Source organism: Pseudomonas sp. E6002 (assembly GCF_013385565.1).
Lineage (GTDB): Bacteria > Pseudomonadota > Gammaproteobacteria > Pseudomonadales > Pseudomonadaceae > Aquipseudomonas.
Genome location: NZ_JACAPT010000046.1, coordinates 1 through 24,948, shown reverse-complemented (window position 1 = coordinate 24,948; position 24,948 = coordinate 1). Strand labels below are relative to the sequence as shown.

22 protein-coding genes are annotated in these 24,948 nt (G+C 62.3%); 9 read left to right on the top strand and 13 right to left on the bottom strand.

Features of this window, described 5'->3' with window-relative positions:
• Positions 1-29 precede the first annotated feature (29 nt).
• From HX815_RS29180 to HX815_RS29150, 7 genes are all read left to right on the top strand, one after another.
• Complete coding sequence (locus HX815_RS29180; RefSeq protein WP_003212949.1) at positions 30-386, top strand: hypothetical protein; 357 nt, start codon at positions 30-32, stop codon at positions 384-386.
• Positions 387-696: 310 nt separating this feature from the next.
• The gene (locus HX815_RS29175; protein WP_003218556.1) at positions 697-1,656 is read left to right on the top strand and encodes a MoxR family ATPase; all 960 of its coding nucleotides are present in this window, start codon (positions 697-699) and stop codon (positions 1,654-1,656) included.
• A 5-nt stretch (positions 1,657-1,661) separates the two neighbouring features.
• Positions 1,662-2,594, top strand: coding sequence for a DUF58 domain-containing protein (locus HX815_RS29170; RefSeq protein WP_003218540.1), 933 nt, complete (start codon positions 1,662-1,664; stop codon positions 2,592-2,594).
• Positions 2,591-3,085, top strand: a complete 495-nt coding sequence (locus tag HX815_RS29165) for a DUF4381 domain-containing protein (RefSeq protein WP_003218539.1) — start codon at positions 2,591-2,593, stop codon at positions 3,083-3,085. Before HX815_RS29170 ends, HX815_RS29165 begins: the two co-directional genes overlap by 4 nt.
• Positions 3,078-4,166, top strand: a complete 1,089-nt coding sequence (locus tag HX815_RS29160) for a VWA domain-containing protein (protein WP_008433043.1) — start codon at positions 3,078-3,080, stop codon at positions 4,164-4,166. The genes HX815_RS29165 and HX815_RS29160 overlap by 8 nt, the downstream gene beginning before the upstream one ends.
• Complete coding sequence (locus tag HX815_RS29155; RefSeq protein ID WP_177029350.1) at positions 4,163-5,905, top strand: tetratricopeptide repeat protein; 1,743 nt, start codon at positions 4,163-4,165, stop codon at positions 5,903-5,905. Before HX815_RS29160 ends, HX815_RS29155 begins: the two co-directional genes overlap by 4 nt.
• Positions 5,902-7,542 (top strand): BatD family protein, encoded by a 1,641-nt coding sequence (locus tag HX815_RS29150; protein WP_177029349.1) that lies wholly within the window; start codon positions 5,902-5,904, stop codon positions 7,540-7,542. Before HX815_RS29155 ends, HX815_RS29150 begins: the two co-directional genes overlap by 4 nt.
• A gap of 140 nt (positions 7,543-7,682) precedes the next feature.
• Here the strand turns inward: HX815_RS29150 and HX815_RS29145 are convergent, their stop codons facing one another.
• Genes HX815_RS29145 through HX815_RS29120 form a run of 6 tightly spaced genes read right to left on the bottom strand, consistent with a single transcriptional unit; the run spans position 7,683 to position 13,609 of the window.
• Positions 7,683-9,425, bottom strand: coding sequence for an ABC transporter substrate-binding protein (locus HX815_RS29145; protein ID WP_003218534.1), 1,743 nt, complete (start codon positions 9,423-9,425; stop codon positions 7,683-7,685).
• 35 nt (positions 9,426-9,460) lie between these two features.
• Positions 9,461-9,733: a DUF2160 domain-containing protein gene (locus HX815_RS29140; RefSeq protein WP_003218532.1), complete on the bottom strand. Its 273-nt coding sequence runs from the start codon at positions 9,731-9,733 to the stop codon at positions 9,461-9,463.
• Between the two features lie 10 nt (positions 9,734-9,743).
• A complete protein-coding gene (locus HX815_RS29135; RefSeq protein WP_008433050.1) occupies positions 9,744-10,544 on the bottom strand; it encodes a carbohydrate ABC transporter permease in 801 nt (266 codons plus the stop codon).
• 10 nt (positions 10,545-10,554) lie between these two features.
• Positions 10,555-11,421, bottom strand: coding sequence for a carbohydrate ABC transporter permease (locus tag HX815_RS29130; RefSeq protein WP_003218527.1), 867 nt, complete (start codon positions 11,419-11,421; stop codon positions 10,555-10,557).
• The gene (locus HX815_RS29125; RefSeq protein WP_003218526.1) at positions 11,418-12,515 is read right to left on the bottom strand and encodes an ABC transporter ATP-binding protein; all 1,098 of its coding nucleotides are present in this window, start codon (positions 12,513-12,515) and stop codon (positions 11,418-11,420) included. Before HX815_RS29125 ends, HX815_RS29130 begins: the two co-directional genes overlap by 4 nt.
• Entirely contained in the window at positions 12,515-13,609 is a 1,095-nt protein-coding gene (locus tag HX815_RS29120; protein WP_003218524.1) for an ABC transporter ATP-binding protein, read from the bottom strand. The genes HX815_RS29125 and HX815_RS29120 overlap by 1 nt, the downstream gene beginning before the upstream one ends.
• A gap of 237 nt (positions 13,610-13,846) precedes the next feature.
• Here HX815_RS29120 and HX815_RS29115 point away from each other — a divergent pair, with 237 nt between their 5' ends.
• A complete protein-coding gene (locus tag HX815_RS29115; RefSeq protein ID WP_177029348.1) occupies positions 13,847-15,673 on the top strand; it encodes a sigma-54-dependent Fis family transcriptional regulator in 1,827 nt (608 codons plus the stop codon).
• Positions 15,674-15,807: 134 nt separating this feature from the next.
• Here the strand turns inward: HX815_RS29115 and HX815_RS29110 are convergent, their stop codons facing one another.
• From HX815_RS29110 to HX815_RS29080, 7 genes are all read right to left on the bottom strand, one after another.
• On the bottom strand, positions 15,808-17,340 hold the full coding sequence (locus tag HX815_RS29110; RefSeq protein ID WP_177029347.1) for a sodium:solute symporter: 1,533 nt from the start codon (positions 17,338-17,340) through the stop codon (positions 15,808-15,810).
• Positions 17,337-17,591, bottom strand: a complete 255-nt coding sequence (locus HX815_RS29105; RefSeq protein ID WP_003218518.1) for a hypothetical protein — start codon at positions 17,589-17,591, stop codon at positions 17,337-17,339. The genes HX815_RS29110 and HX815_RS29105 overlap by 4 nt, the downstream gene beginning before the upstream one ends.
• A gap of 130 nt (positions 17,592-17,721) precedes the next feature.
• Positions 17,722-18,657: a choline kinase family protein gene (locus HX815_RS29100; RefSeq protein ID WP_003218516.1), complete on the bottom strand. Its 936-nt coding sequence runs from the start codon at positions 18,655-18,657 to the stop codon at positions 17,722-17,724.
• Entirely contained in the window at positions 18,654-19,610 is a 957-nt protein-coding gene (locus HX815_RS29095) for an aminoglycoside phosphotransferase family protein (RefSeq protein WP_177029346.1), read from the bottom strand. The genes HX815_RS29100 and HX815_RS29095 overlap by 4 nt, the downstream gene beginning before the upstream one ends.
• A gap of 8 nt (positions 19,611-19,618) precedes the next feature.
• Positions 19,619-20,899: a M20 family metallo-hydrolase gene (locus tag HX815_RS29090; RefSeq protein ID WP_177029345.1), complete on the bottom strand. Its 1,281-nt coding sequence runs from the start codon at positions 20,897-20,899 to the stop codon at positions 19,619-19,621.
• On the bottom strand, positions 20,877-21,635 hold the full coding sequence (locus tag HX815_RS29085; RefSeq protein ID WP_177021221.1) for a DeoR/GlpR family DNA-binding transcription regulator: 759 nt from the start codon (positions 21,633-21,635) through the stop codon (positions 20,877-20,879). The genes HX815_RS29090 and HX815_RS29085 overlap by 23 nt, the downstream gene beginning before the upstream one ends.
• Positions 21,636-21,847: 212 nt before the next feature.
• Entirely contained in the window at positions 21,848-23,251 is a 1,404-nt protein-coding gene (locus HX815_RS29080) for an amidase (protein ID WP_032899092.1), read from the bottom strand.
• Between the two features lie 365 nt (positions 23,252-23,616).
• Here HX815_RS29080 and HX815_RS29075 point away from each other — a divergent pair.
• Positions 23,617-24,948: DUF6531 domain-containing protein (locus HX815_RS29075; protein WP_256351190.1), on the top strand; the 1,332-nt coding region annotated here is incomplete at its 3' end.

Genomic DNA, 24,948 nt, shown 5'->3' with positions numbered 1-24,948 from the left:
GCTTCGCCCTCCCCCAGACAGGATTAACCATGCCATTGCAACTCACCACCGCCCACCTGATCGTCAACCCGTGCGATGACGAAGAAGACAACATGGCCATGCTCTGCTGCCACGGCGACAAGGGCGAGATGTTCATGGTGACCCGTTATCCGGACGAGGACGAGGTGGAAGTCACCTGGGATTACGAGCCGTCGACCCTGGACGGGCTGAAGATCACCCTGAGTGCCACGACACTGTTAGTGGAGATTGGCGCGGCGGATGCCGATGCATTGGGCGGCCACGATCAATTGGCAATCACCCACGGCACCGCCGAGTCGGATCTGGCCGAAGTGGAAGAAACCCTGCAGAACATTCTCAAGGGCACCGGGACCTATATCCGGGCCTAGCTGCCAAACACGCACAATGTGGCGAGGGAGCTTGCTCCCGCTGGGCTGCGAAGCGGCCCCAATCCAGCCAACTGCGTTCTGCCTGGAAAAACTCGGCAGCCTTGCTGGGGCTGCTGCGCAACCCAGCGGGAGCAAGCTCCCTCGCCACAAAGGCAGGCGCCTATCGGAAAAAACCTCAGACATTTCCCACATTTCCCGAAAAATACCCCCCGCGCCGTTAGTCTCCACCCCCTCCGATGCATTAAAGTAACGCCCCCAGGCCTGGCATTTTTCGCAATGCCGAGTCTCACCTCTCCAGGAACCGTCATCGATGGAACATCGTGAAGCGCTGCTTGCGCTGCGAACCTTTCTTTCAACGCAGATTCTCGGCCAGGAAAAACTCATCGAGCGCTTGCTCATTGCCCTGCTCGCCGATGGCCATATGCTGGTTGAAGGCGCTCCCGGCCTGGCCAAGACCAAGGCCATCAAGGAGCTTGCCGAAGGGATCGAGGCACAGTTCCATCGCATCCAGTTCACCCCCGACCTGCTGCCCGCCGACATCACCGGCACCGAGATCTATCGCCCGGAAACCGGCAGTTTCGTGTTCCAGCAAGGCCCGATCTTCCACAACCTGGTGCTGGCGGACGAAATCAACCGTGCCCCGGCCAAGGTGCAGTCGGCATTGCTCGAAGCCATGGCCGAGCGCCAGGTCAGCGTGGGGCGCAGCACTTACGAGTTGTCGCCATTGTTCCTGGTGATGGCCACGCAAAACCCGATCGAGCAGGAAGGCACCTACCCGCTGCCCGAAGCCCAGCTCGACCGTTTCCTGATGCACGTGAAAATCGGCTTCCCCGATGCCGCCGTCGAGCGCCGCATCCTGCAGCAGGCCCGTGGCGAAGCCCTCAACGGTGAAACCAAGCCCGAGCGGCGCGTCAGCCAGCAGGCGATCTTCGCCGCGCGCAAGGAGATCCTCGGCCTGTACATGGCCGATGCGGTGGAGGAATACCTGGTGCAACTGGTCATGGCCACTCGCACCCCGGCCAAGTTCGATCCGGAAATGGCCGAATGGATTGCCTATGGCGCCAGCCCTCGTGGCTCGATTGCCCTGGACCGCTGCGCCCGGGCCCACGCCTGGCTGGCCGGTCGCGATTTCGTCAGCCCGGAAGACATCCAGGCGGTGCTGTTCGACGTGCTGCGCCACCGCATCATTCTGTCGTTCGAGGCCGAAGCGGCCGGCATCGACCAGGACCGCGTGGTGCAACGCATTCTCGACGTCGTTGCCGTCGCTTGACGCCTATGAACGCTGGCGATGGAACCCGTGTCACCCTGAGCGAATTGATCGAGATGCGTCATCGCGTGCGGGAAGTGCAGCTGTTTTCCACGCCGAGCCAGCGCAGCCCCCTGATCGGCCTGCACCACTCGAAACTGCGCGGGCGCGGGGTCGACTTCGACCAGGTGCGGGTGTATCAGGCCGGCGACGATGTGCGCACCATCGACTGGCGCGTCACCGCACGCACCCAGGAGCCCCACACCAAGCTGTTTCATGAAGAGCGCGAACGGCCGATCTTCATCATGGTGGAGCAAAGCTGCCGCTTGTTTTTCGGCTCGGGGCAGATGTTCAAATCGGTGCTGGCGGCCCAGGCGGCGAGCCTGATCGGCTGGGCGGCGCTGGGCCATAACGACCGGGTCGGCGGGCTGGTGTTCGGTGACAGCGAGCACTACGAAATCAAACCCCGGCGCAGCAAGCAAAGCCTGCTGCAATTGCTCAACCGGTTGGTACGGGTCAACCAGAGCCTCAACACCGAACGCCGCCCCGAAGCCGACGCCCTCGGCATGGCCTTGCGCCGAGCCCGGGAAGTATTGCGCCCGGGCAGCCTGGTGATTGTGATCTGTGACGAGCGCGCCCTGACCGAAGGCGCCGAGCAACAGCTGAGCCTGCTGTCACGGCATTGCGACCTGCTGCTGTTGCCGGTTTCCGACCCGCTGGACCACGCCCTGCCCGCCGCCGGGCTGCTGCGCTTCGCCGAGCGCGGCGCACAGCTGGAGCTGGACACCCTGAATTTTGATCTGCGCCAGGCCTACAAGGCCCAGGCCGAAGCCCGCAGCGCACGCTGGGAACTGCTCGCGCAAAAGCTGCGGGTGCTGTTGATGCCCTTGAGTACCCAGGGTGAAATGGTCGAGCAACTGCGCGAATACCTGAACCCGCAACGCCCGGTTAAAAAGCAATGAGCAGCCTCGACCAACTGCAACCCCTGATCGCCCCGCCAGTGATCGGCTTCTGGCCGCCGGCGCCGGGTTGGTGGCTGTTGCTGCTGATCATCCCGTTGGCGGGCTGGGGCCTGTGGTGGCTGCGCCGTTTCCTGCCAGCCAAGCGCCCATTGGCCCGTGCCGAACAACCCCTGGACCCGCTGCGCATCGCCGCCCTCGCCGAACTGGCGCTGATGCCCAAACCCTACGACGGCGCACCGGCCGGTGCCTGGCTGCAACAACTCAACGGCCTGCTCAAGCGCCTGTGCCGCAACGACTACCCCTACAGCCAGAGCCACACCCTCAACGGCCGCAAGTGGCTGGCGTTCCTCGACAACCGTTGCCCCGCTGCCGGCCTGACCCGCTGGATGGTGCTGGTGGAAGGCGCCTACAAGCCCGAATGCAAACTCGACGACAAGGCCATCGCCGGTCTGACCCAGGCCGTCGATACCTGGATTCGCAAACATGTTTGAGTTCGCCTGGCCGTGGATCTTTGCCCTGTTGCCATTGCCCTGGTTGCTGCGCCTCATCCTGCCGGTGGCCGACAGCGGCGAACCGGCGCTGAAAGTCAGCTTCCTCAGCGACCTCGAAGGCCTGGCCCGCCGCCGCGCGCGGGTCAACCTGCCGGGATGGCGCCAGCAAGCGCCGTTTGTGTTCCTGTGGCTGCTGCTGTTGACCGCCGCCGCCCGCCCGGAATGGTTGGGCGAACCCTTGCCGATTGCAGCCAGCGGCCGCGACTTGCTGGTGGCGGTGGACGTATCCGGCTCGATGGACTTCCCCGACATGCAATGGCAAGACGAAGACGTCAGCCGCCTGAGCCTGGTCAAGCACCTGCTGGGAGATTTCCTGGAGGGCCGCGAAGGTGATCGCGTGGGATTGATCCTGTTCGGCAGCCAGGCCTATCTGCAAGCGCCGCTGACCTTTGACCGGCGCACCGTGCGCACCTGGCTGGATGAGGCACGGATTGGCATCGCCGGTAAAAACACCGCGATTGGCGACGCCATCGGCCTGGCCCTCAAGCGCCTGCGCCAGCGTCCGGCGCAAAGCCGGGTGCTGATCCTGGTCACCGACGGCGCCAACAATGCCGGCGAAATCGACCCGCTGACCGCCGCCCGCCTGGCCGCCGAAGAAGGGGTGAAAATCTACCCGATCGGCATCGGCGCAGACCCCGAGCAAACCGGTTCCCTGGGCATCCTCGGCGTCAACCCGAGCCTCGACCTCGACGAACCGGCCCTCAAGGCCATCGCCGAGGCCACCGGCGGCCGCTACTTCCGCGCCCGCGACGGCAACGAACTGCTGAAGATCAAGGAAACCCTCGACCAGCTCGAACCCGTGGCCCAGCAACCCACCCAGGCCCGCCCCGCCCAGGCGCTGTACAGCGCGCCGCTGGCGTTGGCGCTGATCCTCAGCATGCTGCTGGTGATCCAGGAACGCTGGCCGGATAACGCCCTGCAACGCCTGTTCAGCAAACTCTCAAGCAAGGGCCGTTTCCTGCAACCCAATCCTGAATGGCGTGAACGCCTCAAACGCTTGCGTTTGCGGAGGCGTCGATGATCGCCCTGTGGCCGCACTGGTTCCGTCCCTGGTGGCTGTTGCTGCTGCCGCTGCTCGGCTGGTTGCTGTGGCAGTTGTGGCACCGCCAGAAACGCGCCGGGCGCTGGCAGATGATTCTGCCGCCGGCCTTCCACGCCGCGTTGCTCAGTGGCGGCAATGGTCGGGAGAGCAAATCGCCGTGGGTGGTGCTCGGCATCGCCTGGCTGCTGGCCGTGCTGGCGTTGCTGGGGCCGAGCTGGGAACGCGTCGAACAGTCCAGCCAGAAGCCCGCCGACCCGCTGGTGGTGCTGCTGGAACTGACCCCGGAAATGCTCGCCACCGACAGCCCGCCCAGCCGCCTCGAACAGGCACGGCGCAAGCTGTTCGACCTGCTTCAGGCCCGCAGCGATGCGCAGACCGCCATCGTGGTCTACGCCGGCAGCGCGCATACGCTGGTGCCACTCTCGGACGACCTGGCCACCAGCCATAACCTGCTGGAAGCCCTGCGCCCCTCGATCATGCCCGAGCCCGGCCACCGCGCAGACCTGGCGGTGGAAAAAGCCCTGAGCCTGCTCAAGCATGGCGGCCTCGGCCAGGGCCGACTGCTGCTGATCGGATCTTCCCTGTCCAAGCAGGAGCGCCAGGGCATCCGCCTGCAGCTGCAAGGCAACCAGGCGCCGAGCTTGTCGATCCTTGGCATCGGCAGCCGTGAAGGCACGCCGGTGACCCAGGAAAGCGGCGAATTCCTCAAGGACGCCCAAGGCGCAATCCTCGTACCGCGTCTCGACAGCCCGACCCTCAAGGCCTTCGCCAGCGAAATGGGCGGCCTCTACCGCCAGGCACGCCTGGACGACAAGGACCTGCGCCACCTCGGGATGCTGGACGGCCCGCAAAGCCTGCGCAATGACGGCCAACTGCTGCACCTCGACACCTGGGCCGACCAGGGTTATTGGTTGCTCTTGCCAATGCTGCTGCTCGCTGCCTGCGCCGGGCGCCGGGGCTGGCTGTTCTTCCTGCCGTTGCTGCTGTTGGGCGCGCCGCAGCCCAGCTATGCCTTCGACTTCCAGGACCTGTGGCTGCGCCCCGACCAACAGGGCCAACTGCTGCTGAAGAAAAAACGCCCGGCCGAAGCAGCCGAACATTTCGAAGACCCGCAATGGCAAGGCGTCGCACTGTATGAAGCGGGCAACTATGCCGAAGCCGCCAAGCGGTTTGCCGAAGGCAGCGACGCCTACTCCCACTACAATCGAGGCAATGCCCTGGCCAAAAGCGGCGAGCTGGAAGCGGCGATCGATGCCTACGAACAAGCCCTCGAAGCCCAGCCAGACTTGCAGCCGGCGCTGAAGAACAAGGCGCTGGTGGAAAGCCTGATGCAACAGGAACCGGAAAAAACCGAGCCGGCCAAGCCTGCAAAAAACGAGGATGACGAAACCACCCAACCCGGCCAGACTGCGCAACCGGGCGCCAGCAGCCAGACCGCCACCGGTGGCGAGCAGACGTCTCAAGGCCAGGGCCAGCCCGGCGCGACCGACACGCAAACCGGGGCCACGCCCCACGCCGGCAGCAACGAGGTACCCGGCAGCGAGTTGGGTGATGAACAAACCACCACCCCGCCCCTGCGCCCGGTCGACGGCACGCTTGAAGGCGAGCAGCGCCAGGCCCTGGAACAATGGCTGCGGCAGATCCCGGACAACCCCGGCGAGTTGCTGCGACGCAAATTCTGGTACGAACAGCAACAACATCAGGACAAGACTCGATGAACCGCTGCACCGCCCTTCTTCTCACCCTCGCGTTGTGGGCCAGCCAGGCCCAGGCCGCCGGCCTGGTGGCCAGTGTCGACCGCAGCCGCATCAATTCCGGGGAGACGGTGGAACTGACGGTGGAATCCAACGACGTCACGCTGTTCGGCAAACCGGACCTGGCGCCGCTGGACCCTCTGTTTGAAGTGAGCGGCACACGCCAGATCAACCAGCTCACCACCCTGGGCGGCGACAACCACGCCACCACCCGCTGGATCATCACCCTGCTGCCCAAGGAGAACGGCACCGTGGTGATTCCACCGTTGCAGATCGGCGAACTCAAGACCCAGCCGATTACCCTGCAAGTGGTGGAAACCGTCAGCCAGAACACCGAGGCCCAACTGGCTCCTGTGTTCATCGAAACCAACCTCGACCAGGACAGCGTCTACGTCCAGGCCCAGGCGTTGCTGACCGTGCGCGTCTACCACTCGGTATCGCTGTATGACGACAGCAGCCTCACGCCGTTGCAGGTCGCCGATACGCGCATCGAGCAGTTGGGCGAGTCGCGCACCTACGAGAAAGTCATCAACGGCATCCGCCACGGTGTGATCGAAACCCGCTATGCCATCTACCCGCAGCACAGCGGCACACTGACCATTCCGACGCAGACGTTCAGCGCCACCCTGGTAGAGCCACGGCCTGCCCAGGACAACAACCCCCAGGGTTCCAAGCCCGGTAAGCTGATTCACGTCAGTTCGCCGGAGCTGTCGTTGACGGTCAAGGCCAAGCCGGCAATGTACCCGGCCGACGCTCCCTGGCTGCCGGCCCGCAGCCTGACCCTCACGGAAAGCTGGAACCCCGAGCCCGATCACGTACAGGTGGGCGACTCCCTGACCCGCAGCCTGACCTTGAAAGCCGAAGGCCTGGCCGGCGCGCAACTGCCACCGCTGGCACTGAGCGACATCCCCGGCCTGCGCCGCTACCCGGACCAGCCGGTGCTGAGCAACCAGAACAACGACCGTGGCCTGATCGGCAGCCGTGAAGACCGCGAAGCGCTGGTGCCCAACCGCGTTGGCGCGCTTGAACTGCCGGCGGTGGACGTGGTGTGGTGGAACACCCACGAAGACCATCTGGAACGCACCAGCCTGCCGGCGCGCACCCTGCAGGTGGCGACCAACCCGAGCCTGATCGTGGACACGCCGGCCAGCCCGACCGTGATCACCGCGCCGGACAACGACAGCCTGTGGATCTGGCAACTGACCAGCCTGATCCTGGCCTGCACCACCCTGCTGGGCTTCGGTTTGTGGTGGCGTGCACGCTGGCAGCCGGCGATTTTGCGTGCCGCGCAAACCGGCCCGAGCCCGCGTACCTTGCTGGACGACCTCAAGCGGGCGAGCCAGGCGAATGACCCGCAGGCTACGCGTCAGGCGCTGGATGCCTGGGCGCGACAGCAGCCGGAGACCCTGGCGGATATGGCGGCGCGGTTTGTGCCGTTGTCGGATGCGCTGGATGGGTTGAACGGCGCGCTGTACAGCGAGAGTGGGCAGTATTGGCAGGGAGAGGAATTGTGGCGGGCGGTGAAGGCGATTCCGATGGCGGAGCGCGAGCAGGACCCTGCGGGGGACAGCACCAGCTTGCCGCCGCTGTATCCCAAATAGCCCCCCTTGCAGAAACACCGCAAACCCAATGTGGGAGCGGGCTTGCTCGCGAAAGCGGTCTGTCAGTCACATATCTGCTGACTGATCTACCGCCTTCGCGAGCAAGCCCGCTCCCACATTTTTGATCTGCGGCGTCTGGGTTACTTGCGCGCCGCCTCCCACGACTTCAGCAACTCGTTATAACTGACCGTCTCACCCTGCGGCTTCTCATTCGCCAGCTTCGGTTTCGGCGCACCCGGCTGGTCAAACCAGTATTGCGCGTCCCGTTCCTCGTTCATTTTCGGCCCGCAAATCGGCTGCACCTTGGAGCGTTCCAGGCGCGTCATGATCGCGTCCTGATCCTTGGCCAACCCATCCAGCGCCTGCTGCGGCGTCTTCTCTCCGCTGGCCGCCTCCGAAATATGGCTCCACCACAATTGCGCCAACCGTGGATAGTCCGGCACGTTGGTGCCGGTCGGGGTCCACTCCACCCGGGCCGGGCTGCGGTAGAACTCCACCAACCCGCCGAGTTTCGGCGCCAGGTCGGTCATGGCCTGGGAGTTGATGTCGGACTCACGAATCGGCGTCAGGCCAACGATGGTCTTTTTCAGCGATACGGTTTTCGAGGTCACGAACTGCGCGTAGAGCCAGGCCGCCAGTTTCTGCTTCTCGGGCGTCGACTTGAGGAACGTCCAGGAACCTACGTCCTGATAGCCCTTCTTCATGCCCTTTTCCCAGTAAGGCCCGACGGGCGATGGCGCCATGCGCCATTTCGGCGTGCCGTCGGCGTTGACCACCGGCAGGCCCGGCTTGGTCATGTCGGCGGTAAACGCGGTGTACCAGAAGATCTGCTGGGCGATGTTGCCCTGGGACGGCACCGGACCGGATTCGGAGAAGGTCATGCCCGCCGCTTCCGGTGGTGCATAGGCTTTCATCCAGTCCACGTATTTCTGCGTGGCATACACCGCCGCCGGGCCGTTGGTGTCGCCACCACGGGTGACGCTGGAGCCCACCGGGTGGCAGTCCTCCACGCGAATGCCCCACTCGTCCACCGGCAAACCGTTGGGCAGGCCCTTGTCGCCGCCACCGGCCATGGAGAACCAGGCATCGGTGAAGCGCCAGCCCAGGGACGGGTCTTTCTTGCCGTAGTCCATGTGCCCGTAGACGCGCTTGCCGTCGATTTCCTTGACGTCTTCGCTGAAGAATTTGGCGATGTCTTCGTAGGCCGACCAGTTCACCGGCACGCCGAGTTCATAGCCGTACTTTTCCTTGAACTTGGCTTTCAGGTCTGCCCGTTCGAACCAGTCGGCGCGGAACCAGTATAGGTTGGCGAACTGCTGGTCGGGCAATTGGTAGATCTTGCCGTCGGGCGCAGTGGTGAACGAAATACCGATGAAGTCCTTGATGTCCAGGGTGGGTGAAGTGAAGTTCTTGCCTTCGTTGGCCATCAGGTCGGTGATGGATTCTGTCTTGCCATAGCGAAAGTGCGTACCGATCAAGTCGGAATCGTTGACCCAGCCGTCATAGATATTCTTGTCGGACTGCATCTGGGTTTGCAGCTTTTCCACCACGTCGCCTTCCTGCAGCAAGTCGTGGGTCAGCTTGATCCCGGTGATTTCGCTGAAGGCCTTGGCCAGCACCTTGGATTCATACTCGTGGGTGGTGAGGGTTTCCGACACCACGTTGATCTTCATCCCACGAAACGGCTCCGCGGCCTTGATAAACCACTTCAGCTCTTCAAGCTGCTGGGCTTCGGTGAGGGTCGACGGTTTGAACTCACTGCCGATCCATTTTTTCGCAGCGTCTTCATAAGCATCCGCCCAGGCCGCAGCACTGAGCCCGCTGAGCGCCAGCACGGCCGCCAATGAAATGCTATGTCGCAGCTTATTGTTTTTATCGAACATAGAGACCTCCTGGTTTTGGGGTTCAAAAGGGGCAGCTAGCCCCAACGCATCACAGACAACAGCCACACCAGAGACAGCGCGGACGCCACCCAGATGCTCCAGCCGGTTACGCCGATCACCAACAAATGCAGGTAGGCGCTGCCGAGAAGACCGATAAACAAACGATCACCACGGGTGGTGCTGATCGGTAAAAAGCCGCGTCGGGGGATACTCGGCGAGCGCAATTCCCAGGTCGTCATGCCCACCAGCAGCAGGCCGATCGCGGCAAAGAACAGTGCAGTCGGGGTGGTCCAGGCCATCCATTCCATCATCGACTCCTCAGACCCGGCCCAGGGCAAAGCCCTTGGCCACATGGTTGCGAACGAACCAGATCACCAGCATGCCCGGCAAAATGGTCAACACCCCCGCCGCCGCCAGCACGCCCCAGTCGATGCCGGAGGCCGAAACCGTACGGGTCATCACTGCGGCGATGGGTTTGGCGTTCACCGACGTCAGCGTGCGTGCCAGCAGGAGCTCGACCCAGGAAAACATGAAACAGAAAAACGCCGTGACGCCGATCCCCGAGCCAATCAGCGGGATGAAGATCTTCACGAAAAACTTGGGAAAACTGTACCCGTCGATGTAGGCCGTTTCGTCGATTTCCTTGGGCACGCCCGACATGAAACCTTCGAGAATCCACACCGCCAGCGGCACGTTGAACAGGCAATGGGCCAAGGCCACCGCGATATGCGTATCGAACAAGCCAATGGACGAATACAGCTGGAAGAACGGCAGCAAAAACACTGCCGGCGGCGCCATGCGGTTGGTCAGCAACCAGAAGAACAAGTGCTTGTCGCCGAGGAAGCGGTAGCGCGAGAACGCGTAGGCCGCCGGCAGCGCCACGCTCAGGGAAATCACGGTGTTGAGGCTGACGTAGTACAGCGAGTTGAGGTAGCCGGTGTACCAGCTCGGGTCGGTGAAGATCACCTTGTAGTTGGCGAAGGTGAAGTCCTGCGGAAACAGGGTCAGGCCGCCGAGGATTTCAGTGTTGCTCTTGAAGGACATGTTCAGCAGCCAGTAGATCGGCACCAGCAGGAACAGGATGTAGACCAGCAGCGGGATTACCTTGCGCTTGCTCATGTTGGCGGCCTCAGCGGTTGGCGTCGGAGTGGGTCATGGCGGTGTAGAACAGCCAGGACACCAACAGGATGATCAGGAAGTACACCAGCGAAAACGCCGCCGCCGGGCCCAGGTCGAATTGGCCTACGGCCATCTGGGTAAGCGTCTGGCTGAGGAAGGTGGTGGCGTTCCCTGGCCCGCCGCCCGTCAGCACAAACGGTTCGGTGTAGATCATGAAACTGTCCATGAAGCGCAGCATCACCGCGATCAACAGCACGCTCTTCAGTTTTGGCAGCTGGATATGTCGGAACACCGCCCAGCTGGACGCCCGATCAATCCGCGCCGCCTGGTAGTACACATCCGGGATCGCCCGCAGCCCCGAGAAACACAGCAGCGCCACCAGGGACGTCCAGTGCCACACGTCCATCACCAGCACCGTGACCCAGGCGTCCATGGTGTTAGCGGCGTAGTTGTAGCTGATGCCCATCGCATTGAGCGTGGAACCCATCAGGCCAATGTCGGCACGGCCGAAAATCTGCCAGATGGTGCCGACCACGTTCCACGGAATCAGCAGCGGAATCGCCATTACGATCAACACCAGCGACGACCATCGGCCCTTGGTGGGCATCGTCAGGGCAATCGCGATGCCCAGCGGAATCTCGATCAACAGCACACACGCCGAGTAGATGAACTGACGCAGCAGCGAGTCATGCAGGCGCGGGTCCAGCAGCACCTGTTTGTACCAGTCGGCGCCGACGAAGTAGCGGCTGGATTGGTCGAAGATGTCCTGCACCGAGTAGTTGACCACGGTCATCATCGGGATCACCGCGCTGAAGGCCACCAGCAGGAACACCGGCAATACCAGCCACCAGGCCTTGTTGTTCTGCACCTTGTTCATGGCTGCACCTCCAGCAAGTAGTCATCGGCATACACCATCAGCCACTGCCCCGGAAAGCTGATGGACGCCTGGCCCTCGGGCACCGGTTTGTCTTCGGCCAGGCGCACTTTCAACGGTGCGCCATCGAGGTTGAGGGTCATGATCTTGTAGGTGCCGAGGTCTTCCACATGGGTGACTTGCGCCTGTAGCGCGTCGGGATTGTGCTCATCCCACACATGGATAAATTCCGGGCGGATGCCGACCTGCAGCTTCTTGTAAGGCATTTCGCCAATGCGCTGCTGCAACGCCTCGGGCAACGCCAGATGTGTCCCGGCAAAGCGCACACCGCCCGCCTCTGCCTGCACCTCAATCAGATTCATCCCAGGGCTGCCGATGAAATAGCCGACAAAGGTGTGACTGGGCCGCTCGAACAACTCCCGGGGCGTACCGAACTGCACGATCTGCCCGCCATACATCACCGCGATCTTGTCGGCGAAGGTCGAGGCTTCCAGTTGGTCGTGGGTCACGTAGACCATGGTGATGTTGAACTGCTCGTGGATCTGCTTGAGCTTGCGCCGCAGCTTCCATTTCAGGTGCGGGTCGATCACCGTCAGCGGTTCGTCGAACAGGATCGCCGACACGTCATCCCGCACCAGCCCGCGGCCCATGGAGACTTTCTGTTTTTCATCGGCAGTGAGGTTGCGGGCCTTTTTGTCCAGCAGGTTTTGCAGGTCGAGCACCTCGGCAATTTCCTGCACCTTGCTGTGAATCTTCGCCTCGGCCATGCCCTGGTTTCGCAGGGGAAAAGCCAGGTTATCGAACACGGTCATGGTGTCGTACACCACCGGAAACTGGAACACCTGGGCGATGTTGCGTTTTTCCGGGGTCAGTTCGTTGACCACCTTGGCGTCGAACAGCACCTGGCCTTCGGATGGGCTGAGCAGGCCGGAGATGATGTTGAGCAAGGTCGACTTGCCGCAGCCCGACGGCCCCAGCAACGCGTAGGCGCCGCCCTGCTCCCAGACGTGGTTCATCTCGCGAATCGCATAGTCCTCGGGGCCGTTTGGCTTTGAGCTGTAGCTGTGGGCCAGGTTCTGCAAATGGATCTCGGCCATCAGGCAACCCTCGCGACACGTCGGCCGGGGGCCTGGACCAGCCGTCCCTGGCCATCGAACACAAACAGTTTGTGGGTGGGGATATAGATGCGGATCGGCGCGTCGACGTCGTACTCATGCACCCCGGGCAAGTGCAGCACCAGCAGGAAGTGTTCGCTGCGTACGTGCAGGAAGGTTTCCGAGCCGCTGATCTCGGCGACCTCCACGGTCACTGCCAGCTCCAGGTCATCATCGTTGCTCGGCACCAGGCTGATATGGCTGGGGCGCACGCCAAAGCGAAACTCGCCTTCGCCGATGGGCCGCAGGTCGACGTTCAGCGGGAAGTGCACGAAGTTGGCGAAGCTCACTTCATTGCCACTGATGCGCCCGGGCATCAGGTTGATCGGCGGCTCGGAAAACAGCTCGGCCGCCAGCACGGTTTGCGGCTGGTGATAAACCTCGGCCGCCTTGCCGCTCTGGATCACCCGGCCCTCATGCAGAATCGTGGTGGTGCCGCCCAGGGCCAGGGCTTCGTTGGGTTCGGTGGTGGCGTAGATCGCGATGGTATGGCGTGCCTTGAACAGCTCGCGCATTTCCTGGCGCAGTTCTTCGCGCAGTTTGTAGTCCAGGTTCACCAGGGGTTCATCGAACAGAATCAGCTCGGCATCCTTGACCAGCGCCCGGGCCATGGCGGTGCGTTGCTGCTGGCCGCCGGAGAGTTCCAGGGGGTGACGCTGGAGGAATTTCTCGATACGCAGCATTTTCGCGGTTTCGAGGACTTTGCTCTGGATCTGCTCGGCAGAGACTCCGGCCTGGCGCAGCGGCGAGGCGATGTTCTCGAACACGGTCATGGTCGGGTAGTTGATGAACTGCTGATAGACCATCGACACATTGCGCAGGCGCACCGGCTTCTGGGTGACGTCCACGCCATTCATCAGGATGCGCCCGCTGTCGGGCTTGTCCAGGCCGGCCATCAGGCGCATCAGGCTGGTCTTGCCGGAGAGCGTGCGGCCCAGCAATACATTGAAGGAACCGGCTTCGAAACGCAGGTTGGCGTCGTCGATCCAGGTTTGGCCTTCGACAACGCGAGTGACGTGCTCCAGGGTCAATGACATGACACGACCTTTTTATTATTGGAATGGTTCTGGCAGGAGCACAGAGCGAGTTCCGTGCCAACAACCCAAACCTCAGGCCGGTCAACGAGTTAGGCAAAACAGCGATTCGCCTCTGAACAGAAATGAACAGGTCAGGCTGAACAACTGAACAATCGGCGGGTTGACAATGAACAGTTCTGAACAACACTGAACGGGCCTTCCGCACCCCAGAACAACAATAAAGCAAGGGTCACCGCCATGAGCACACCGCTGGCGCACGATGCCATCATCCAGGACTCCTGGCGCCGCTGCCGGGCCTATGGCCTGGATCACCAGAGCACACCGAGCTTCGACCAACTGCCCGCAGACGGCGTCAGCCAGTTGCTGGAAAGCCAGCATTCCCTTGTGCAGACCACCCACCAGGAAGTGCTGCCCTACTACGAAAACATCCTCAGCAATTCCAACTGCCTGATCATGCTTGCCGACAACCAGGGCCAGGTGCTGACTTCGTGGGGCACCCAACGCTTTATCGACCCCAAGCTGGCCCGTGGTTTCAGCGCCGGCGCCAGCTGGATGGAGCGCTCCAGCGGCACCAACGCCATCGGCACCGCCCTGGCCTGTGCCCAGGCAGTGCATATCGAACATGACGAACACTTCCTCAAGGCCAACCGTTTCATGACCGGCTCGGCAGCGCCGATCTTCGATGCGCAGCGGGAAATCATCGCGGTGCTGGATGTGTCCAGCGACAGCTACCTGCCGCCCTCCCACACCCTCGGCATGGTCAAGATGATGAGCCAGACCGTCGAGAACCGGCTGATCCTCAACCTGTTTCGCGGTGAGCATTTCCAGCTGACGTTCAACACCGGGCTGAACAACCTCGATAGCCAGTGGGCCGGACTGCTGATCTTTGATGAAAGCGGTCAGGTACTGTCAGCCAACCGCCGGGCCGACAACCTGCTGGGCATCAGCCTGTCGCGGGTGCTGATCGACAGCCTGTTCAAGGTCTCGCTGCTGGAACTGCTCAACCAGCCCGAAGGCCTGCCCTTCTCGCTGCAAGCCGCCGGGCGCAACCGTTTCCAGTGCCTGCTGAAACGGCCGAAACAGGCGCCAGTGCAGGCTCGCGTGTTCGTGGAAACGAAAAAGCCCCGCGAACCCGGCCCCACGGCCATCAGTCTCAAGACCCTGCACTTCGGCGATGCCCGCGTGGAAAAGGCCGTGCGTCAGGCCGAGCGCCTGCTGGAAAAGGATATTCCGTTGCTGATCCACGGTGAAACAGGTGTCGGCAAGGAAGTGTTCGTCAAAGCCCTGCACCAGGCCAGCTCTCGCAGCCAACAAGCGTTTATCGCGGTCAACTGCGCAGCGATCCCCGCCGAACTGGTGGAGTCGGAACTGTTCGGCTATGAAAAAGGCGCATTCACCGGCGCCAACCAGAAAGGCAGCATCGGGCTGATCCGCAAGGCAGACAAAGGCACGCTGTTCCTCGACGAGATCGGCGACATGCCCCTGCCGACCCAGGCCCGGCTGTTGCGGGTATTGCAGGAACGCTGTGTGCAGCCTGTAGGCAGCAGCGAGTTGTACCCGGTGGATTTGCGGATCATCTCCGCCACCAACCGCTCGCTGCGCGAACAGGTACAGCTCGGGCGTTTTCGCGAAGACCTGTATTACCGCATCGGTGGCCTGACCCTGGAGCTGCCGCCGCTACGGGAGCGCACGGATAAACAGGCGTTGTTCAAGCAGCTGTGGCAACAGCATCGCGAGCCGACGCAGTGGGCCGGGTTGAGTAACGAGGTGCTGGCCTTGTTTGAACAGCATCCGTGGCCGGGGAACCTGCGCCAAGTGAGTAGCGTGTTGCAGGTGGCGCTGGCCATGGCGGAAGAGCAGCCGATTCGGGTGGAACATTTGCCGGATGATTTTTTTGTGGATTTGAATGGGGTGGTGCCGGTGTGTGATGCAGTGGATGACAGTCTGGACCTGAATGAGCGACTGAAGGCGGTGGGCGGGAATATCTCTCACCTGGCCAGAGAGCTTGGCGTCAGCCGCAATACCCTCTACAAACGCCTGCGACAAAACGGGAATGCTGTGTAGAAACACAATCAAAAATGTGGGAGCGGGCTTGCTCGCGAATGCGGTATATCAGTCGCTGATGCTTTAACTGACAGTCTGCATTCGCGAGCAAGCCCGCTCCCACATTGGAACTACATTGGGTTAGAGAAGTGGGTTCAGTTCAGGACCGGCCTTGCCCCCATTGGCACTTTGCGACCCGGCGCCGCCATCTCAAACAACTGCTCAACCCGCGCACTCTCCTGCGCACTCGGCTTGATCGCCAATGCACACGCCACAAAAATCCCCGCATTGACCACCAGCCCCACAATCCCGCTGGTCAACGACCCCAGCCCGGGAATGTCGTCCGGATACATCGTCGTCAGCACAATCGCCACCACAATCCCCGCCAGCATCCCGGCAATCGCGCCTTCCTTGTTGCCGCGGCGGCTGAAAATGCCGAAGAACAGCGGCACCGCCAACTGGATAATCCCCTGGTAGGAAATCTGCGCCAGCAATTGCAGTCGCGCGTAATCAAAGGTCAGGTACGCCAGCACCGAGGCGGCAACGATAAACACCACCATCCCGGACTTGGCCAACAGCGTCAGTTGCCGATCGGTACGCGGGGTGTTCCAGGTAGCCAGGTCGTTGGCGAATTGGGTGCCGCAGACCTGCACGCAGCCGTCGACGTGGCCGATGCTCGCCGCCAGCACGATGACGATCGCCAGCGCCAGCATCCACGGCCCGCCGATGTCGAACAGCGAGAGGAACCAACCTTGTTGCGGGTGCGCGATGACGTTCGGGTCCTGGCTGATGGCCGCGGCAAACAGCATCAGAATCCCGTAGAAACCACCCACCAACAGGATCGTGTACAGCGTGCCTTTCTTCACCGCCTTGACGCCGCTGGCGGTGTAGATGCGCTGGAAGCTCATGGGCCAGCACATCGAGCCGATCACGCCGGTGAAGATCAGGCTGAACATGTACAGCGGGCCGTAACCGGTGCCGCTGGCGCCGGGAATCAGCAACATTTTCGCCGGCAGGTGCGACAGGTTGGAGAACGACGCCTGGTCGCCGAACAGCAGGAACACACACAGCGCCGCACACACGACATAGGCGATCAGGCCCTGGAACATGTCGGTCATGATCAGCCCGCGCATGCCCATGCTCACGGTCCAGTACTGGCGCACCAGCACCACCACCACGCCGGCGACCAGGCAGGTGGTGACGCCCCAGCGGCCGAAGCTGGCGAACTGGAACAACATCGCCAACGCCTGGATGCCCATCACCACCCACGGGAATACCGAGATGATGCCGATGATCGAGGCCACGCGCTTGACCACCGGGCTGTTGAAGCGCATGCCGAGCAAGTCCGGCTGGGTGCGCAGGTTGAAACGCTGGCCCCAGGTCCACGCGCGGCGGGCCATCAGGTACATTGCCGTCACGCCAAGGGTGGCGTAGACCATGCCGTAGAAGCCCAGGGCGCCGCCGATGGTCAGGGCGAAAAACGCGGTAAAGGTCGAGCCCGGCCACCACGAGTTGGTGTAACACATGGCGATGTACCACGGCCCATAGGAGCGCCCGCCTACGGCGTAATCGGAAAAACTCGTGCTCTCGCGGTTGGTGGCGTACAGCACGGCGATCATCCCGGCCAGGAACAGGCCGATGACGCCGAAGGTGATAAAGAGGTTGGCATCGCTGGCGGTGCTGATCATTGCGCATCCCCCTCTTCGGGTATTTCGCCGGCCTTCAATTCGGCGACGTACAACGCCCACAGGCCCAGGCCTGCGAGGACTGCAATGGCGATCCAGTAGAAGATCGGCAACGGTATGCCCAGTACCAACGCGGTACTGCCGCTCACGCTCAAATAGAACGGCGGGAATAAGGCGAGCATCAGCAACAGGAAAAAGTACACGCCGAAGAGTTGGCTTTTCAGGCGTCCGGGTGGTGCGCTATCAGATTTCATGAGTCGGGTGCTCCTTGAATTTGTGGATCGTTTTTTTGTGTGATCAAACAAAAATCAAGCAGTGAAAACGCAGGCACCAATCAGCGCCCAAGTGACTTCATTCAATGCATTATTGTTGTCTGGCGCAGGCTCAAGCCTGTCTTAGCCAGGTTTCCCATTGCGAATCGTTGATGATGCTGCGGGCACGCATGTGCTTCCAGGTGCCGTATTTGTAGAAGTCGAAATCCAGCTGCGACACCGCGTGCTGCACCATCGCCCAGGTCGACCATTTGATGTCCGCCAGGGCCTTGTGCAACTTGATGCGCGCGAGGTTCTGCGGGGTGACCTGGCCGAAGTAATCCTCGATCAGGGCCAGTTCCATTTCATCAGTGAAAAACATCTCGCCGAACCACAGCGCCAGTTCGTAATGCCGGTCGTTGTTGGAGGCGTATTCGAAGTCCACCAGACGAATTTGCCGACGGTCGTTGAGCATGAAATTACCCGCCAGGGTGTCATTCATGCAGGGAGCCAGGTCGATGCCGGAAGCTTGCAGCACGCCCCGGGCGCGGTCGCATTGGCGGCGCAGCCAGGCGTCGTCGGCGGGCTTGCAGCCGTTGAGTTGCTCCACCTGCCGCTGGTGCTCGGCAATCATGTCGAACACGGTCTTGGTCTGCACCAGTGGCGGCTGGTCGTTGAACGCCTTGAGGGCGTGCAGTGCGTTGTGGCGCACGTCGCGGTCGAGGAAGTCGTGGTTGGAGGAGGCGCGCCAGCCCTCCATGAACTCGAAGACTTCCACGCCGAACTCTTCAAGGAATGCGAACACCGGCGCGCCATAGCCGGTTTGCGCCGCCTTGAGGCTGGCGTCGTGGGCCGTGCGGCGATCGATGAACATCTCGGTGCCCACGCCCGGCACCTTGAAGAAATACGCAGTGTCGATCCCGGCCACTTCCACCCGCCAGTTGGTGTTGGAAATCCCGCCGCTGACCGGTTCATAACGAATGCCGGTGCCGCCCCAACTGGCAACCCCGCGCACCGCCGCTTCCAGCTGACACTCTTGTGGCGTACACGCCTCACCTAACGCTTTCATGCCTGCCCCTCCTGTACCTGACGTAGCCAACCTTCAAACCGCGGGTCTTGCAGACTTTGGCGGCAGCGCAACAGCGTCCACTGCCCGACCTTGGAAAACTCCAGCGGCCGCGCCGAGGTAGCGCCGACCCACAGGCCCCAGAGCGTCCAGTACCAATCGTTGATCAAGGCGTACAAGCGGCAGCGCGCATAGTCGCTTTCACGGCACTCGCCGGCCCAGGCATGGATGCCTTCGCGCCAGTCGTTTTCGAAGACGTACAACTCGTTAAGGCTGATCGCCACGTCGTACCAGGGATCACCACTGCCGGCGTAATCGAAGTCGATCAGTTGCAAGGCGCCGTCCGGGCCGATCATCACGTTGCTCGCCACGCCGTCGCCGTGCAGCGGCACCGAGTCGCTGGCGTTCAGTTGCAGCGAGGTCCAGGCCAGGTCAATGCAGGTGCTGATCCAGGCGTGGTCGATGGGCAAGGCCACGCTGTAGCGCACGCATAATTCGCGCAGGTGCTGGATGTCTTGCAGCGGCGAGCGGGCGAAGCCCGGCGAGGTGCCTTGGTGCAATTGTTTCTTCAGGGCCCAGAGCGCTTGCAGGCGCTGGGGCTGCATCAATTCCTCGAGGCGGGCCCAACGCCACTCGCTGGTGGGCAACGCATCCAGCAGCAACACGCCGGCCGTGGCATCCACCAGGCGCACACCCGGCGTCACGTCGCAATCAGCTGCCAGTTGGGTGGCGCGGGCAGTGCGTTCAATGTCGATCAGCGCGCGCATGTCGTCATGCAAGACTTTGGCGTAACACTGGCCCCACGGTGCGCTGACGGTAAAACCGGCCCACTCGGTGGCCAGGCGTACCGGCGAGGCAATCCCGGCGGTGCCCTCTTCGACCACCACATGGGCGGACAAGCCGGCGGCCTCCAGGGCGCCCAGCAGCCGTGACTTTGCTTGCAAACGACTCGACATGGCAGACCTCAGCGGTAGGCGTTGGGGGTGGAACAGGCGCGGTGCAGCAACGCGGTCAGCATGTGCAGGCCGTTGCGCATGTCCTGTTCGCTGGTGAATTCCGCTTCGTTGTGGGACACGCCATTGCTGCTCGGGATAAACAGCAGGCAGACCGGGTAGTGCCGGCTCAGGCTGATGGCGTCGTGGCCTGAGACGGTGACGCTGTTGCCGATGGGCAAGCCCAGTTGCTGGCCGACGCTGTAGGCCAGTTCGGAAAAACCGTGATGCAGGTGCGTTGGCTCACGCAGGGCGCGGCTTTCGATGCTGTAGTCCGTCGACGTGGCGCTGGCGGTGGCCTTGAGGCTCGCGTCCAGGCGTTCACCCGCGGCGGCCAGCAACTCGGTGTCTGGCGAACGGTATTCCACATGCAACGTCACGCTGGACGGCACCACGTTGGGCGAGTTGGGATAGATCTCCAGGCGCCCCACCGAGCTGTGCAGTTGCGCGCCATGCAGGTCGGCCTCGGCCCGCACAGCGGTGATCGCGTGGGCGGCGGCCAGCAAGGCATCCTTGCGTGCAGCCATGGGTGTAGGACCGGTGTGGTTCTGTTCACCGATGAACCGAATCCGTTGCTTGAGGGCGGCCCAGGTGTCGCGCACCACACCGATGGCCAGCCCGTCGCGCTCAAGGCCATCACCTTGTTCGACGTGGATTTCCACATAACCGGCGACGTCCAGCTCGACGCGGCCCTCCCCCAGATAACCAATCTGCTGCAGCGCATGCTTGAGGCTGATGCCATCGCCATCGCGGCAGGCCCAGGCGTCCTGCAGGGCCAGGTCACCGGTGAACACGCTGCTGCCGATCAGGCTGGGCTGGAAACGCGCGCCCTCCTCGTTGGTCCAGTTCACCACCGCCAGGTTGCACTCCGGTACTTCGCCGCGCTCGCGCAGTTGGCGAGCCAGGCTGGCCACCGCGACTGCGCCGGCCAGCACGCCATAGACCCCATCGAAACGCCCGGCACTCGGCTGGCTGTCGAGATGCGAGCCACACAGCACGTAGGGCGCTTCTGGATTAAAGGTGATCAAACCGAACATGTTACCCACTGCATCCACACGCACGTCAAAACCGCGTTCAGTCATCCAGGCCGCGAACAGGTCGCGCACGGCGCCGTCTTCAGCCGAGGCGGCGAGGCGATGCAGCCCACCGGCCTTGGTCGCGCCGATGACCGAGGTGTCGCGGAACAGCGCCTCGAAGGTTTCAAGGTCCTGTTCACTGGGCACCAGCAACTCAGGGGTAAAGGATATCGACATGGGCTTGCTCCAGGCGGGTCGCAAAGTCGTTGGACGGCGCACGATTGGTGACCAGGGTCGTGATGGCGCTGAACGGCAGCGTATTGATAAAGGTGCGGTGGCCGAACTTGGCGTCATCGGCCAGGATCACGCTGCGCAGGCTGTGTTTGGTCAGTTCCCGGCGCAGCAGCGCCTCGGGCTCCTGGTAGTCCATGAACCCCAGCTCAAGGTCGACAGCGCCGATGCCCATGAAGGCAATGTCGTAGTGGAACTGTCGGACGAATTCCAGGGTGTGGGCGCCAATCAGCGCGTTGTCGTTGCGGCGCACATCGCCGGGCACCACCAGCACCTGGTTGGCGCTTTGCTCGGTGATCAGGCGGGCGATGTCCAGGGAGTTGGTGATGATGCGCAACTGGCTGAACGCGGTCAGTTGCTGGGCCAGGGCCAGGGTCGAGGTGCCGGTGTCGAGGAACAGCACCATGCCTTCGCCCACCAGCTTCGCTGCACACACCGCGATACGCGTCTTGGCCTGGGGCTTGATGCGGCTGCGCACCTGCAGCGGCTGTTCTTCGTTGAGTCGCGGCAGGATCGCGCCGCCGTGGATGCGCCGCAGCTTGCCGGCTTCTTCCAGGTACTTGAAGTCGCGACGGATGGTTTCTTCGGAGACGAACAGTACCTGCGCCAGGTCCGACGCCTTGACGCGCTGGTGTTGAGTGAGCAGGAGCATGATTTCGTCGAGACGTGGCTGGTTGAGCATAAAAGAGGTATTCCAGGGCAGGTTCAGGCGGCCGGTATTGCGCGCCCCACGGCGAAACGCGGCGCGAGCCGGTCCAGCGGGGAGCATAGAACGTAATACGGCCATGGACAGGGTCACGGGTACCTCTCACTCATCAGGGTGTGAAAGGGCAGGACAACACAAAGCGTTTATCACGGGCGGGCTTCTTTTGAGCCCACTCCGGGTGCAATCAATCAAGGCATCAGCATCGGGGGGAGGTGCTGATCCCAGGGGGCGATGGCTTCGACGGCCGCGCAGAATTGCAGCACCTGGGCGTCGGCAAAACGTGGGCCGATCACCTGCAGGCCAATCGGCAAACCGCTCGGGCTGAAGCCGCAGGGCAGGCTGGCAGCGGGGTTGCCGGTGATATTGAACGGATAGGTAAACGGCGTCCAGCGGGCCCAGGGCACCGCGCCCTCCTCGCCCGGCCAGCCCTCGGGGGCAACCCGGTCGGCGGCGAACGGCAGGATCGGCATCGTCGGCATCAGCAGTACGTCGTAGTCATTAAACAGCGCGTGTACCTGATTGGCGAACAGTGCACGTTGCTGCACAGCCTTGAGGTAGGCCGCCAGATCGTAATCGGCGGAGCGCTTGATCAGCGCAGCGAAACCCGGGTCCAGTTGGTCGAGGCGATCGGCCAGGGATTTGCCATAAGCGATCCCGCGCCCGCCGACCCACAGGGTTTCGAAGGTGGCCAGCGGGTCTTGCCAGTCCAGGTTCAGGGTGGTGACGGTGACCGGCAGCTCATCCGCAAGGTAATGCACCGCCGCTTCGACGGTGGCGGCGATGACCGGGTCCACCGGCGTATCGAACAAGGTCGGGCAATACGCCACACGCACAGGGCCCAGCGGTTGGTCGCAGCGCGCCAGGTAGGACTCGGTGGGCGCGGGCAAGGCCTGGTGATCCAGCGGATCGGGCCCGGAGAGGATATCGAAGAGCAACGCGCTGTCGCGCACGGTACGGGTGATCGGGCCGGCGTGGCTGAGCATTTCAGTGGCGGACCAGGGCCAGGTGGGGATGCGCCCCAGAGAGCCTTTAAGAGCGAATGCACCGCAAAAGGCGCCGGGAATGCGCACCGAACCGCCGCCGTCGGAACCCAGCGTGGCCGGGACCATGCGTGCTGCCACCGCAATGGCCGAGCCGGAACTGGATCCTCCGCTGGTGAGCTGGGGGTTCCAGGGGTTGCGGCCATTGCCGAAAACCCGGGAGGTGCTGGCGCCGGTCCAGCCGAATTCGGTGGTGGCGGTCTTGCCGAGGATGATCGCGCCGGCCTCCTTGAGGCGGCGGATGATCGGGGCGTCCTGGGTGGGGACGTTGTCCAGGCCGGTCAGCGAACCGCGGGTGGTGCGCAGATTGGCGGTGGAGAACAGGTCTTTGATGCCGAAGGGGATGCCGTGGAGCGGGCCACGAAATTGGTTGGCCTGCGCTTCTGCGGTCAGGATTTCAGCCTGCTCCCGCGCGGATTCGGTGTAGACGTCGCCGAAGGCATTCAGTGTGGGATTGTGGGTTTTGATGGCTTCGAGGCTTTGCTCGACCAGTTGCACAGGGGTCAGTGTGCCTTGGCGGATGCTTTCGGCTGCGTGCAGGACGCTGGGCATGTGGGTCAGTGAGGTATCAGTCTTCATTGAGCATCCTGGGACATCTGCGAAATGATCCAGCGGGTACGTCAATAGACGCCAAGGGAATGGAAGCTGTCAAGTTGGATTTGTTGCGTATGTGGGTTTTGTGGGATTTATTTTTGTCGGAGATTTGGCTTACGAAAACGGGTCGGTTTAGCCGGGGATTTGGCGAAACGTCCTATCAGTAGCAGTGGATAGCTCTGACTTCTTTCTCTTACAAACCTCTGCAAAGTCCCTCGCCTGATCACACAGCGCGAGGGAACGCCGATGTTTTTTTCGATTAATGCCCTGCCCGATGGGGCTGCCTCTTGAATCCCGCCCTAGGCAGGTTGGCCCTGGCTCCCATGGATGTGGAGACGAAGGACGTTGAAGCGGTCTTTCGTAACTTCAGGGAGTGCCTTAACACGTTTGACGATTGGGCTGAGAGCTTCTGGAGCTTTTCGTCGCTGGAAGTCGAGCAGGTGTTCAAGGTTGGGGATGAGGTCGCGCTGGTCGCGCCTGTTTCCTCTAAAGCCCCCAGTACCACCGTTGCAATGTGCAAACCCAATGGTGCGCTGACCCTGGTGCATATGTTTGAGAGCAAGCGGTTTGTGCCGATCGGCAACACGCCGGTCATCCTCCAGGCCATCGCCGAGGACGGCAGCCTGATCGGTCCCCCCATTCATAAAACCATCGGCCCCAGCGGCATCCTCGAAATCACCGACTGCACGCGCGACCAGCAGTATCAGGTCAGCTTCTACCCCGATGTTTCCAAGGATCACGTCAAGGCGCTCTACGCCTCCTATCAGTCGGTGATCAGCTCACTGGAAAGCAGCTTGCGCAGTGAATGGACGAGCACCTTCGAAGAGCAGTGGAAACAGTACTCAAACGCCAGCGCCCTCGACCGTCGCAAGTTGATGGACGCCGCGTTTGTGCGAGGGATTACGAACACGCTGTACAGCCTTTGGGACGGTATTCCAAACCTGTACGACTGGCTGGCGGACATCAAACCCAATAGCGAAAAGTTGCTGCAGTACCTCTCCCAAGGCGAGCTTGAAGAGCTGTTGAAGCTCAGCAATGAGGCCATTGCCAACGGTCTTCTGGTGCTGAGCGATGAACCGCTGCTGTTCATCTATCTGTCGGCGATGTTCAGTTGGGCGCAATTGCTTCCGCCGCCGGACATGAACGAGCTGCTGGGGGAAATGACTTCCGAGGTACTGCTCAACCTGCTGTTGCTGTTGGCCACCGGCGGCATGGGTGTGGCGGTGCGTTTGGGCCCGCAGGTGCTGGGCAAGGTCAGGTCCGGCCGGGCACGGGTGTTACTCGAGCAGATGGCCAAGTTGGGCGAGGCACCACGGCTGGACTGGCACCCCAGTGTGCTTAAGCCGGTGTCGCTTAAAAATGATCCAGTGTCGATCAAGGCAGCGGCCGTGCCGTTGAAGGCCGGTGTAAACGAGGTTTCGAATCCGGCAGCGCTGGTCCGAAAGCCTAAAGCGGCGCGCACGGCGCTGGTGAAGCAAGAACATGTGGATGATGCCCCGGCTTCGGCGAAAAACCCCAATGGGGATGCTTCGGTCTGTTCGGCGAATACCTGTACCAATGGCTGCCCGGTTTCGATGGTTACTGGTGAGGAACTGCTGACCCTCACAGACGGCTCGTTGGAGGGTGTCCTGCCATTTGCCTGGACGCGGTTGTAT

Excerpts from the sequence above, each read along its gene's own strand:
- HX815_RS29115 (WP_177029348.1), top strand. The coding sequence starts at position 13,847 with ATGAGCACACCGCTGGCGCACGATGCCATCATCCAGGACTCCTGGCGC.
- HX815_RS29175 (WP_003218556.1), top strand. The coding sequence starts at position 697 with ATGGAACATCGTGAAGCGCTGCTTGCGCTGCGAACCTTTCTTTCAACG.
- HX815_RS29125 (WP_003218526.1), bottom strand. The coding sequence starts at position 12,515 with ATGGCCGAGATCCATTTGCAGAACCTGGCCCACAGCTACAGCTCAAAG.
- HX815_RS29105 (WP_003218518.1), bottom strand. The coding sequence starts at position 17,591 with ATGAAATCTGATAGCGCACCACCCGGACGCCTGAAAAGCCAACTCTTC.
- HX815_RS29170 (WP_003218540.1), top strand. The coding sequence starts at position 1,662 with ATGAACGCTGGCGATGGAACCCGTGTCACCCTGAGCGAATTGATCGAG.
- HX815_RS29120 (WP_003218524.1), bottom strand. The coding sequence starts at position 13,609 with ATGTCATTGACCCTGGAGCACGTCACTCGCGTTGTCGAAGGCCAAACC.
- HX815_RS29155 (WP_177029350.1), top strand. The coding sequence starts at position 4,163 with ATGATCGCCCTGTGGCCGCACTGGTTCCGTCCCTGGTGGCTGTTGCTG.
- HX815_RS29130 (WP_003218527.1), bottom strand. The coding sequence starts at position 11,421 with ATGAACAAGGTGCAGAACAACAAGGCCTGGTGGCTGGTATTGCCGGTG.
- HX815_RS29140 (WP_003218532.1), bottom strand. The coding sequence starts at position 9,733 with ATGGAATGGATGGCCTGGACCACCCCGACTGCACTGTTCTTTGCCGCG.
- HX815_RS29150 (WP_177029349.1), top strand. The coding sequence starts at position 5,902 with ATGAACCGCTGCACCGCCCTTCTTCTCACCCTCGCGTTGTGGGCCAGC.
- HX815_RS29090 (WP_177029345.1), bottom strand. The coding sequence starts at position 20,899 with ATGTCGATATCCTTTACCCCTGAGTTGCTGGTGCCCAGTGAACAGGAC.
- HX815_RS29080 (WP_032899092.1), bottom strand. The coding sequence starts at position 23,251 with ATGCCCAGCGTCCTGCACGCAGCCGAAAGCATCCGCCAAGGCACACTG.
- HX815_RS29145 (WP_003218534.1), bottom strand. The coding sequence starts at position 9,425 with ATGTTCGATAAAAACAATAAGCTGCGACATAGCATTTCATTGGCGGCC.
- HX815_RS29180 (WP_003212949.1), top strand. The coding sequence starts at position 30 with ATGCCATTGCAACTCACCACCGCCCACCTGATCGTCAACCCGTGCGAT.
- HX815_RS29110 (WP_177029347.1), bottom strand. The coding sequence starts at position 17,340 with ATGATCAGCACCGCCAGCGATGCCAACCTCTTTATCACCTTCGGCGTC.
- HX815_RS29085 (WP_177021221.1), bottom strand. The coding sequence starts at position 21,635 with ATGCTCAACCAGCCACGTCTCGACGAAATCATGCTCCTGCTCACTCAA.
- HX815_RS29100 (WP_003218516.1), bottom strand. The coding sequence starts at position 18,657 with ATGAAAGCGTTAGGTGAGGCGTGTACGCCACAAGAGTGTCAGCTGGAA.
- HX815_RS29160 (WP_008433043.1), top strand. The coding sequence starts at position 3,078 with ATGTTTGAGTTCGCCTGGCCGTGGATCTTTGCCCTGTTGCCATTGCCC.
- HX815_RS29095 (WP_177029346.1), bottom strand. The coding sequence starts at position 19,610 with ATGTCGAGTCGTTTGCAAGCAAAGTCACGGCTGCTGGGCGCCCTGGAG.
- HX815_RS29165 (WP_003218539.1), top strand. The coding sequence starts at position 2,591 with ATGAGCAGCCTCGACCAACTGCAACCCCTGATCGCCCCGCCAGTGATC.
- HX815_RS29135 (WP_008433050.1), bottom strand. The coding sequence starts at position 10,544 with ATGAGCAAGCGCAAGGTAATCCCGCTGCTGGTCTACATCCTGTTCCTG.